This is a genomic window from Burkholderia sp. PR2, from assembly GCF_052372875.1.
In the GTDB taxonomy this organism is placed as follows: Bacteria; Pseudomonadota; Gammaproteobacteria; order Burkholderiales; family Burkholderiaceae; genus Burkholderia; species Burkholderia diffusa.
Window position 1 is genome coordinate 255,250 of record NZ_JBQRWH010000002.1, and the last position, 9,898, is coordinate 265,147.

The window sequence follows — 9,898 nt, forward strand, 5'->3', positions numbered from 1 at the left end:
CGCGACGCGAGGTGATGCAATGCCCGGCAAGCTCGATCCATATCGGCGCAAACGCCACTTCGGCGCGACGCCGGAACCTGAAGGCGCGCACGGGCGTCGGCGTGCGAAGTCGGATGCGAAACCGTCCGCGCGCGGGCGTGCGCGCACCGGCCATCCGCTGCGCTTCGTGATCCAGGAGCATCATGCGCGGCGATTGCACTACGACTTCCGGCTCGAACTCGACGGCACGCTGAAGTCGTGGGCCGTGCCGAAGGGGCCGAGCCTGGATCCGTCGGTGAAGCGTCTCGCCGTGCATGTCGAGGACCATCCGCTCGAATATGCGTCGTTCGAAGGCGAGATTCCGGCCGGGCATTACGGAGCAGGATCGGTCGTCGTTTGGGACGAGGGCACGTGGACGCCCGACGGCGGCGTCGCGCAGGCACGCGACGGCTATCGCGCGGGCAAGCTCACGTTCCGGCTCGACGGCGAGAAGCTGCACGGCGGCTGGGCGCTCGTGCGCAGCGGGCGCCAGCAAGGGCGACAGGAGCAGTGGCTGCTGATCAAGGAGCGCGACGACGACGCGCGCGGCGCGGACGAATTCGACGTCGTCGGCGAGCGGCCGGGAAGTGTGCATGATGGTGCGGTGGCGCTGCCGGATTCGCCCGACGGCGCCACGCGTACGCGCCATATGCCGCGCGGCCGCGGCGACAAGGCCGCGAAATGCGCTGCACATGGCGCGCGGCATGACGAACACGACGATCATGGCCATTCGCCGGCCGACCCGTCCGGGATCGAAGGTGCAGTGCGCGCGCCGTTGCCCGAGCGCGTCGCGCCGCAACTCGCGACGCTGGTCGACGGCCCGCCCGAGCAAGGCGACTGGCGCTACGAACTGAAGTTCGACGGCTACCGGATCCTTGCGCGTATTGCGGGCAAGGGCACACGCCGGCATGTGAAGCTGATGACGCGCGAAGGCCGCGACTGGACCGCGAAGCTGCGCGCGCAACGCGACGCGCTCGCCGCGCTCGACGTCGACGGCGCATGGTTCGACGGCGAGGCCGTCGTGCTCGGCGAGCACGGTCTTCCCGATTTCCAGGCGCTGCAGAACGCCCTCGGCGCAGGGCGCTCGGATGCGGTCACGCTGTTCGTATTCGATCTGCCCTATCTTGACGGTTACGACTTGCGCGACGCACCGCTCACCGCGCGCCGCGCGCTGCTTGAACCCCTGCTGGCCGACAGCGACCCCGCGCGGCTGCGCTTTTCGCCCGATCTCGGCGACGACGTCGCGTCGCTGATCGCGAGCGCATGCGATACCGGCCTCGAAGGGCTGATCGGCAAGCGCGCGGACTCGCGCTACCGGCCCGGACGCTCACCTGCGTGGATCAAGCTCAAATGCCGACGCCGGCAGGAGTTCGTGATCGGCGGCTATACCGAGCCGTCGGGCAGCCGCCACGGCTTCGGCGCGCTGCTGCTCGGCGTGCACGAACCGGCGCCGGCCGGCAAGCGGCGGCGCGGGCCGACACCGCTGCGCTATGTCGGCCGGGTCGGCACAGGCTTCGACGCACGCATGCTCGACCGGCTTGCCGCGATCCTGCGCAAGCACGAGCGCGAAACGGCGCCGTTCGATCCGCCGCCGCGCGAACGCTCGCGCACGCGCGTGCACTGGATCGAGCCGACGCTCGTCGCCGAATGCGAATTCGCGGAGTGGACCGGCGACGGCATCGTGCGGCAGGCCGCGTTCATCGCGCTGCGCGAAGACAAGCCGGCCGCGCAGATCGTCCGCGAAGTGCCGAAACATGCGAAAAATGCGGAAACGGAGGTGGAGATGGATCGACATCGAACCACGCACGCGGCTCACGAGGCGAATGGCCGCGAGCACCACGCGCGGTCACGGGCATCCACCCGCACGGCGGGCAACGATGCCGGCCCGGATCAGCTCGGCCGCGTGCGCATCACCCATCCCGACCGCGTGCTCGATCCGCGAAGCGGCACGCGCAAGATCGATCTCGCGCGTTACTGGCAATGGATCGCGCCGTGGCTGTTGCCGGACCTGAAGGGGCGACCCGTGTCGCTCGTGCGCGCGCCTGGCGACATCGCCGGCGAGCTGTTCTTCCAGAAGCACGCGGAGCGCCGCGAGATCCCGTTCGTCACGCAACACGCCGGGCTCGATCCAGGGCACGGCCCGCTGCTGTCGCTCGACAGCATCGACGCGCTGCTTGGCGCCGCGCAGATGGGCACGATCGAACTGCATACGTGGAACGCGCACGCGTCGAACATCGAGCGGCCGGACCGAATCGTGTTCGACCTCGATCCTGATCCCGCGCTGCCGTGGAGTGCGATGATCGAGGCCGCGCAACTCGTGTGCGGGCTGCTCGACGAACTGGGGCTCGCGTCGTTCTGCAAGACGAGCGGCGGCAAGGGGCTGCATGTGGTCGTGCCGATCACGCGGCACCTCGGATGGGACGACGTGAAGGATTTCTCGCGCGCGGTCGCGCAACACATCGCGAGTGCGCTGCCCGACCGTTTCACCGCGACGATGGGCCCGCGTCATCGTCGCGGCAAGATCTTCATCGACTACCTGCGCAATGGCCGCGGCGCGAGCACGATCGCCGCGTATTCGGCGCGTGCGCGGCCCGGGATGGGCGTGTCGGTGCCGCTGCGTTGGGACGAGGTGCCCGACACGACGGGCGGCGCGCAATGGACGATCGACACGCTGCACGAACGGCTCGACCGGCTCGAGCGCGATCCGTGGGAAGGCTACGACGACACGCGGCAGCGCATCTCCGCGCAGATGCGCGCGCGGCTCGGCGCGTCGTGACGTCGCCGGCACGGTCAACGCCGGCGCTGCTGCAGGCGGTAATACCAGGCCATCAGCGGCGTCGCGGATACACCGTGCACGATCACCGACGCCGACACGACGGCCAGCACCGGCGCCGCGAGCGGGCGCACCGCGCTCGACGGCCCGTGTTCGAGCGCGAACAGCAGGTAATAGAACGAGCCGATCCCGCGTATCCCGAACCACGCCATCAACCGCCGTTGCGCGTGGGTCGCGCGCGAGCCGGTCAGCGTCAGCAACACGGCGAGCGGCCGCACGGCCACGAACAGCACGAGGGCGAGCCCGATTGCGCCCCACGTCACGAGCGGCGTCGATAGCGTCGCGAGCACGCTGCCGACCATCGTCATGATGAGCGCCTCGGCGATCCGTTCGAGCTCGATCGTGAAGTCCAGCACCGATTCGGTCATGAACGCGTGCACCTTCTCCGGATGCTTCTCGGTCGCGACCACGTCTTCCGAATCGATCCGGCCGATCACTTCGCGCGGTCGCCGGCCGCCGCTCGCGCGATGCTCGACGCGGCGCATCGCGACGCCCGCGGCGAACGTCGCGATGAAGCCGAACGTATTCGCAAGCTGCGCGACGCCGAACGACAGCACGATCAGCGCGAGCGCGAAGAAGCCTTCGAATCCGAGCGCCTGCGCATGGCGGGTGCGCAGCCAGCCAATCGCCTTGGTGGTGGACGCGCCGAGCACGCCGCCGATCGCGGCCGCGCCTGCGATGCCCCACAGCGCGGCCAGCGCGAACGCACCCGACAGCGCTGGCCGCGCGTGCGGCATGTCGGACGCACCGCACAGCGCGAGGCCCGCGAGCGCGAACGGCAGCGCGATCCCGTCGTTCAGCCCGCCTTCGCCGGACAGCGCGAAGCGCACCAGGTCGCGGTCGCCGGGATCGTGCACCTGCACGTCGTGCGCGAGCACCGGGTCGGTCGGCGCGAGGATCGCCGCGAGCAGCAGCGCGGGGCCCCAGCCGAGCCCGAGCGTCACCACCGCGCAGCCGGCGAGCAGCGGCACGGTGACGATCATCGCAAGCAGGCCGAGCCGGCAGGGCACGAGCCACAACTTGTCGGACAGCGGCACGCGCAGCCGCAGTCCGATCGCGAAGAGCGACACCAGCAGCGCGACTTCGACGATCTCGCGCAGCAGCGGCGCGTCGCGTTCGATGTCGAGATGCAGGAGTCCGGCGCCGGACGGGCCGAGCGCGACGCCGAGCGCGAGATAGATCATCGCGCTGCTGCATGGCAGGTGACGCAGCGCCGACGTCGCGACACCCATGGCCATCAGCACCGCGCCGATGATCAGATACCACAGCGTTTCATGCATGCGTGCAGGCGGAGCAGGTCGATACGGAGCGGTTGGGGGGGAGCGTCACGGCTTGCGGCCGAACGCCTCGCGCAGTTTCCGCTTCGCGCGTTCGAGCGTCGCGCGGCGTGTTTTCGGCAGGTTGCGGCCCGCGCGGTTCACATAGAAGTTGAGCATCGACATCGCCGACTGGAACGGCGGCGCCTTGCGGCGGCGGCTGTGTTCGGCCGAGCGCTTGAGCGACGCCGCGATCTCGCCCGGGTCGTCGGACTTGAAGATCTCGGGTTCGATGTCCAGCGCATCGCTCTTTTTCATGACGTCGGCGGACCAGCGCTTGCGATGATGCGGATCGTTGCTGCGCGCGCGGCCGGGGCGGCGCGTCACGCGTTTGCCGTGCGGACGGGAAGCGGAAGCTGAAGGCATGACAGGGCTCCGTACGGGATCGATGGTCCTGCGCAGCAAGCCGCATGCCGCGCAGCGCTGACGGCACGTGCCTTGCTGAACCAGGGACGCAGGAAATTCCACGACAGCGGTTCCATCGAGGGAGACCGTTCCATGAAGCCAGTATTCGAATCGAAATTCGCTGCGCGCCGGATCCTTGCATGCGCGTCCGTCGCACTCGTCGCGGCCGCACCGGCCGCGTGGGCACAGAATTCGCAGCGTTCCGACGAAGGCACCGGGGCGCCGATCCTGTCGCCGCCAGACACGTCGGCACAGAGCGCAGGCGGCAGCATGTCGAATGGCAATAAGGCGGCGCCGCCGCCCGCGACCCGCATGCAGGAGTCACGCGCCATGCGTTCGCACGCGCGCCCGCATGTGCGCACCAAGCCGGGCGGCCCGAGCGGTGCCGGCACCGGCGGTAGCGGCAGCACCGGCGGCGCCAACGGCGGTGGCAGCGCAGGGGCGGGCGCGACGGGCGCGGGCGGTGGCGGCGCGGGCGGTACGGGCGGCGCCGGTTCCAGCGGCTACTGACGATCACGGCGTCGCGCCGGCGTAACCGGCGCGACGCGATGGCGGGCGCCGGCCGCGGGGCGGCACATCGCCACCACGCAGGAGGACATGATGCACTCGAACCAGCGGACCTCGTTCGATCCGACCGAACTGGACACCGACGAGGTCGATACGGACGATCTCGATACGACGGTGCATGTCGACATCGAGACCGGCAGGATCACGTTTCATGCGGCCTGGGCCCTGGCGCCCGATGCGCCGCCCGATACCGCGCGGCACTCGGTCGTGCTCGCACTCGACTACGACACGATGGAGCGCTACGTCGATCTCGACGACTACGCCCGAATGCGCGTGCACGCGATGCTGCACGATGCCGTGCAGGCCACGCTCGACACGCTGCCCGACGTCACCGAGGATTTGACGCTGACAGTCGAGCTGACCGACGCAATGCTTGACGCAGCGCGTCATCTGCAGTGAGCGTGTCGAGCCGGTAGCGACCCGCCACGGGCGCGACCTTGCATGACGGCGCCGGGCGGCAGTCGCGGGCAGTCGCGTTACATCCCTTTGAAATCTTTGCAGACGCGCGCGGCGCGGCGTGACGTCGGGCCTTACGCGTCACGCGGCGGCTCATGCGCGTGAGGCCATTCGGGGATTGCGGGTCGCGCCCCATGGACGCGATGGTGCGTGCGGTGGCGTCCCCGTGCGCGCGGCAGGCACGCAGATTGCTGCACGACAGGTACGGCACGACCGATGCCGCGACATCAACAGGAGGGCGCTCCATGATCGGCAAGCTGGACCATTGCAAGGTGGCGATACTCGCGGTCGACGGCTTCGAGGAAGCCGAGCTCGTCGAGCCGCAGCGCGCGCTCAGGGCCGAAGGCGCGCAGGTCGACGTGATTTCGCAGAAGCCCGGCGAGATCCAGGGGTTCAGGCACGTCGACAAGGGCGATCGCGTGAAGGTCGACCATACGTTCGACGATGCGCGCGAAGGCGACTACGACGCGGTCGTGCTACCGGGCGGTGTCGTCAACGGCGATGCGATCCGGATGGTGACGGCGGCGCGCGAATTCGTGACGGCGGCAGTCGGTGCGGGCAAGCCGATCGCCGCGATCTGTCACGGCGGCTGGCTGCTCGTGTCGTCGGGGCTGGTGGACGGCCGCACGATGACGAGCTGGCCGAGCCTGCAGGACGACATCCGCAACGCGGGCGGCAAGTGGGTCGACCAGGAGGTCGTGCGCGACGGCAACCTGATCACGAGCCGCAAGCCCGACGACCTGCCCGCATTCAACGGCGCGCTGGTGCAGTGTCTGGCGTCGCGGGGGGCCTGAGCGATGCCCGCCGGTTCCATCCATCACGTGACGCTGACTGACGGGCTGCCCGAGTTCGACGGCGCGGCGCTGCAGATGCGCTTCGTGGTCGAGGTCGATGGGAAGCCGCTCACATGCGCGATCACGGTCGAAGCGCTCGAGGATCATTTCGGCGCGCGCTCCGCGCTCGAGGCCGACCTGCGCGACGCGTTCGAGCGCGGCCGTGCGCGCATCGAGGCCGCGTGCGAGGAAGTGCTCGCGGACGGCGAGGGCGGCGTGGAACTGCACAGCGGCTATTTCCGCGCGCGCGATCAGGCGGCGGGGAAAACGGCGCGGGCGGGGCTGTTCCGTTCGAGGAAGTCGTGATCCGCGCGGCTGCGCGACGCCGGCGCGGGCCGGCTCGCGGGCCGCGCGTGTGCTCGCTTACACGCCGTTGAAAACTTTGCAGCAGCCGTCACGCGGTTCGTGGTGACACATCGCGCCCCGCGCCGGCCGCGAGCGGGGCAGCCGCGTCCCGCGATCTGGCACGCTCCCTGCATGCTTCTCCCGTCACCGGCGCACGTTTCGCGCCGTGCGTCGCCGCGATGCCGCCGCTGCATCGTGCGAAGCCGTCAACGGGGAAACAAGCATGCTGACCGCCCATGAATTTGCCGCGCTGTTCCTGGTGCATCGCGCACCGGAACAGATCCAGACCGACCGCGACGACATCGTCGCGCTGGTGGAACGACAGTTGATCGTGATGCGTCCGGACGCGTCCGGCACGAGCCGCCCCGCGCTGACGGCCGACGGGTTGACGGTCGTCCGGTGCGTGCAGCGGGACGACGGCCGCGACGCCGGCAATCACGACGCGTGACACGCGACGCATGATGCTCGCGCGCGGGGCCGGCGCGCGGTTCAGCGTGCGATCGCGACCGGCGCGTTGACCTGCACGACCGGGGTATCGCCGTCGAACGGCGGCGCGAACTGGAAGCGGTCGATCACGCCGGTCTCGAACAGCAGGCAGCAGGTCGAGCCGCCGTACTGGAAATAGCCGATCTCGTCGCCCTTCTCGACGCGCTGCCCCGGCACGACTTCGACGATGCAGGACGAGACATCACCCATTCCGACGAACACGGCCGCGACGGTCCCGATCCCGGGATCGTCGCAGTCGATCGCGACGATCGCGCGTGCGGCGACGGCCGTCATGTAACCCTGCGAGTCGTTGAGCCCGGCCGCGTCCGGGCCCTCCGCTTCGGCGACCGAGTAGTAGGTGCCGTCGACCCGGTACGCATGCGTGACAGTGCCGCGTACCGGTGCGTGCCAGCGATGATAGTTGTACGCGCTCAGATACGCCTGGTACAGATCGCCGCCGGCGAACCGTTCGGCGAGCGGCAGTCGCGCGGGCGTGAAGATGTCGCGCAGCGAATAAGGCTGGCCCTTGATCCAGAACCTGTCGCGGATCTTCACGTTCGATGCGGTTTGATACGGCGCAGCCTCGCATGCGCTGACGATCACGTGCGCATCGTCCGGTGCCGCGACCGGCCGCGCACCCGCGCGAAAGCGTCGCGTGAAGAAGTCGTTCCACGAGTCGAAGCCCCAGTGCGGCTGGTCCTCGCGATACTGGAACTGCGACAGGCCGAGGCGCTTGCGCGCCTCGTCGCAGAACCAGCCGTCGGGCGGCGACGTGTCGAGATGCGCGCGCGAATGCGGGCCGCCGAGGAAGTCGCACCACACGTTCAGCACCCGCTTCAGATGCGCGTTGACCGCCGCGTCGCGAAACACCGCGTGGCCCGACGGCATGCACATCGGCCAGTCGAGGAACGCGTTCAGCGGGCATACGATCAGGCTCGTTTCGCTGAATGGCGGCGTGTAGGTCATCAGGTGATCGATCACCATCATCAGTTCGTCGATCGATGCGTAGCCGAGCGTGCGGCCCGCTTCGCGTGCCTCGTCGATCGCGCGGGTGAGGCTCATGCGCAGCACGGCGTCGTCGTCGAACAGCCGCGCGAGTTCCTGCACGGCCGGTGTGCGCAGCTGTTCGCCGGCATGCGCGCGTGCGTCGTTCGCGATTTTTTCGCGGTACGCGGCCATGTGCGATTCCTCTTCGGTCATCCATTCGCCGAGGCGATGGCGCGTAGCGGGCGACGTGCTGGGATCGGTCGGCATGGTCATCTCCGGCAAGCATTGCGATACGAACGCAGGCAGCAATGCGCTTGCCCGGTGCGCGGCATCGAAATTGCTGCATCGGGGCGATGGATGCTTTCGATGACTCAGGAGTGGACACATGAACGCAGCCTCGAATGTGCGAAAGACGAACGATGCGCCATCGACCGACGAGCGCGGCGGCGATGAACAGCGGACCGTGGCGCCGACCCGCACGCGGGCACGCGTGCGCGCGGCGACGTCACGTAACGCCGGTAACGCTGCACGGCAGGCCAAACGCGGCGGCGGGAACGGGCCGGTGGCGACGAGCGGCGGTCACAAGACCGCCGAGCCGCATTGGGAAGATGACAGCGGCGCGATGCCGCCGGAAGAGTGATCGGACCTTGAGCGCTTGTTGCTGGCCCGCCAGTCGCTCCGGGCGATAGCAAGCGACGAGCGCAAGCTGAATCGAATCGTCGCCGCGGAAAGAGTCGGGGCCAAGTAGCACTGATTCCTTCGTTTCCATATTTCGAGTAATATCGAACAATGGAAACGAACCAGACCATCGCCGCCCTGTCGGCCCTCGCGCACGAGTCGCGCCTCGCCGTATTCCGCGCGCTCGTGCAGGCCGGCCCGTCGGGCCTGCCTGCGGGGCAAATCGCGACGCTGCTCGACGTGCCGCCGTCGTCGCTGTCGTTTCATCTGAAGGAACTGGCCCATGCGCAGCTCGTCACGAGCCGCCAGGAAGGCCGCTTCGTGTTCTATTGCGCGAACTTCGCGACGATGAACGGGCTGATCGGTTACCTGACCGAGAACTGCTGCGGCGGCAATCCGTGCGCGCCGGTCTCCGCCTGTTCGACCTCCTGTTCCGACCAAACGTAGGCACACGTCCACATCCCGCCGATGACCACCAACGTCCTGATCCTCTGCACCCACAACTCCGCCCGCAGCGTGCTCGCGGAGGGCATGCTCAATCACTGGGCCGCGAAACTCGGCCGCGACGTGCGCGCCTACAGCGCCGGCAGCGCGCCGAGCGGCCGGCTCAATCCGTTCGCGCTCGACGCGCTCACGCGCGCCGGCATCGACGTCACCGGATACCGCAGCAAGAGCTGGGACGAATTCGTCGGCGACGGCGCGCCGCGCATGCGCATCGTCATCACGGTATGCGACAGCGCGGCCGCCGAGGCTTGCCCGTACTGGCCCGGCAGCCCGGTGAAAGTGCACTGGGGCTACGCCGATCCGTCGAATGCCGAGGGCGGCGACGCAGGCAAGCGGCTCGCATTCGAGCTGACGCGCGAGGCGATCGGTTACCGGATGCTGCAACTGCTGGCGTTGCCGCTCGACCGGTTGAGCGACGCCGAGCTCCAGGCGGCGTTGATCGCGATCTCGCGGAACTGAGCGTCCGCACT

At 69.1% G+C, this 9,898-nt stretch carries 12 protein-coding genes; 9 read left to right on the forward strand and 3 right to left on the reverse strand.

The features are described from left to right. Nucleotides 1-19: 19 nt before the first annotated feature. Entirely contained in the window at nucleotides 20-2,794 is a 2,775-nt protein-coding gene (ligD, locus tag ACT2FV_RS12730; RefSeq protein WP_444504018.1) for a DNA ligase D, read from the forward strand. A gap of 14 nt (nucleotides 2,795-2,808) precedes the next feature. Here ligD and ACT2FV_RS12735 read toward each other — a convergent pair whose 3' ends face one another. Continuing rightward, nucleotides 2,809-4,131: a cation:proton antiporter gene (locus tag ACT2FV_RS12735; RefSeq protein ID WP_059602400.1), complete on the reverse strand. Its 1,323-nt coding sequence runs from the start codon at nucleotides 4,129-4,131 to the stop codon at nucleotides 2,809-2,811. 45 nt (nucleotides 4,132-4,176) lie between these two features. After that, on the reverse strand, nucleotides 4,177-4,533 hold the full coding sequence (locus ACT2FV_RS12740) for a DUF3175 domain-containing protein (protein ID WP_059680902.1): 357 nt from the start codon (nucleotides 4,531-4,533) through the stop codon (nucleotides 4,177-4,179). Nucleotides 4,534-4,665: 132 nt separating this feature from the next. Between ACT2FV_RS12740 and ACT2FV_RS12745 the strand changes: the two genes are divergently transcribed. From ACT2FV_RS12745 to ACT2FV_RS12765, 5 genes are all read left to right on the forward strand, one after another. Then, on the forward strand, nucleotides 4,666-5,082 hold the full coding sequence (locus tag ACT2FV_RS12745; protein ID WP_444504019.1) for a hypothetical protein: 417 nt from the start codon (nucleotides 4,666-4,668) through the stop codon (nucleotides 5,080-5,082). A gap of 90 nt (nucleotides 5,083-5,172) precedes the next feature. Then, a complete protein-coding gene (locus ACT2FV_RS12750) occupies nucleotides 5,173-5,538 on the forward strand; it encodes a DUF3022 domain-containing protein (protein WP_444504269.1) in 366 nt (121 codons plus the stop codon). Nucleotides 5,539-5,840: 302 nt separating this feature from the next. Beyond that, nucleotides 5,841-6,389, forward strand: a complete 549-nt coding sequence (locus tag ACT2FV_RS12755) for a type 1 glutamine amidotransferase domain-containing protein (protein WP_059602409.1) — start codon at nucleotides 5,841-5,843, stop codon at nucleotides 6,387-6,389. Nucleotides 6,390-6,392: 3 nt separating this feature from the next. Continuing rightward, a complete protein-coding gene (locus ACT2FV_RS12760; protein WP_124625425.1) occupies nucleotides 6,393-6,734 on the forward strand; it encodes a DUF1488 family protein in 342 nt (113 codons plus the stop codon). A gap of 262 nt (nucleotides 6,735-6,996) precedes the next feature. Further along, nucleotides 6,997-7,221 carry a hypothetical protein gene (locus ACT2FV_RS12765; RefSeq protein WP_059602877.1) on the forward strand — a complete coding sequence of 75 codons (225 nt, stop codon included), beginning with the start codon at nucleotides 6,997-6,999 and terminating at the stop codon, nucleotides 7,219-7,221. A gap of 41 nt (nucleotides 7,222-7,262) precedes the next feature. Here ACT2FV_RS12765 and ACT2FV_RS12770 read toward each other — a convergent pair whose 3' ends face one another. Then, on the reverse strand, nucleotides 7,263-8,513 hold the full coding sequence (locus ACT2FV_RS12770; RefSeq protein WP_444504020.1) for a phosphatidylserine decarboxylase family protein: 1,251 nt from the start codon (nucleotides 8,511-8,513) through the stop codon (nucleotides 7,263-7,265). Between the two features lie 118 nt (nucleotides 8,514-8,631). Between ACT2FV_RS12770 and ACT2FV_RS12775 the strand changes: the two genes are divergently transcribed. From ACT2FV_RS12775 to ACT2FV_RS12785, 3 genes are all read left to right on the forward strand, one after another. After that, nucleotides 8,632-8,886, forward strand: a complete 255-nt coding sequence (locus ACT2FV_RS12775; protein WP_444504021.1) for a hypothetical protein — start codon at nucleotides 8,632-8,634, stop codon at nucleotides 8,884-8,886. A gap of 149 nt (nucleotides 8,887-9,035) precedes the next feature. Then, nucleotides 9,036-9,371, forward strand: a complete 336-nt coding sequence (locus ACT2FV_RS12780) for an ArsR/SmtB family transcription factor (protein ID WP_059602419.1) — start codon at nucleotides 9,036-9,038, stop codon at nucleotides 9,369-9,371. A gap of 21 nt (nucleotides 9,372-9,392) precedes the next feature. Further along, nucleotides 9,393-9,887 (forward strand): arsenate reductase ArsC, encoded by a 495-nt coding sequence (locus ACT2FV_RS12785; RefSeq protein ID WP_059602423.1) that lies wholly within the window; start codon nucleotides 9,393-9,395, stop codon nucleotides 9,885-9,887. Nucleotides 9,888-9,898: the final 11 nt, after the last annotated feature.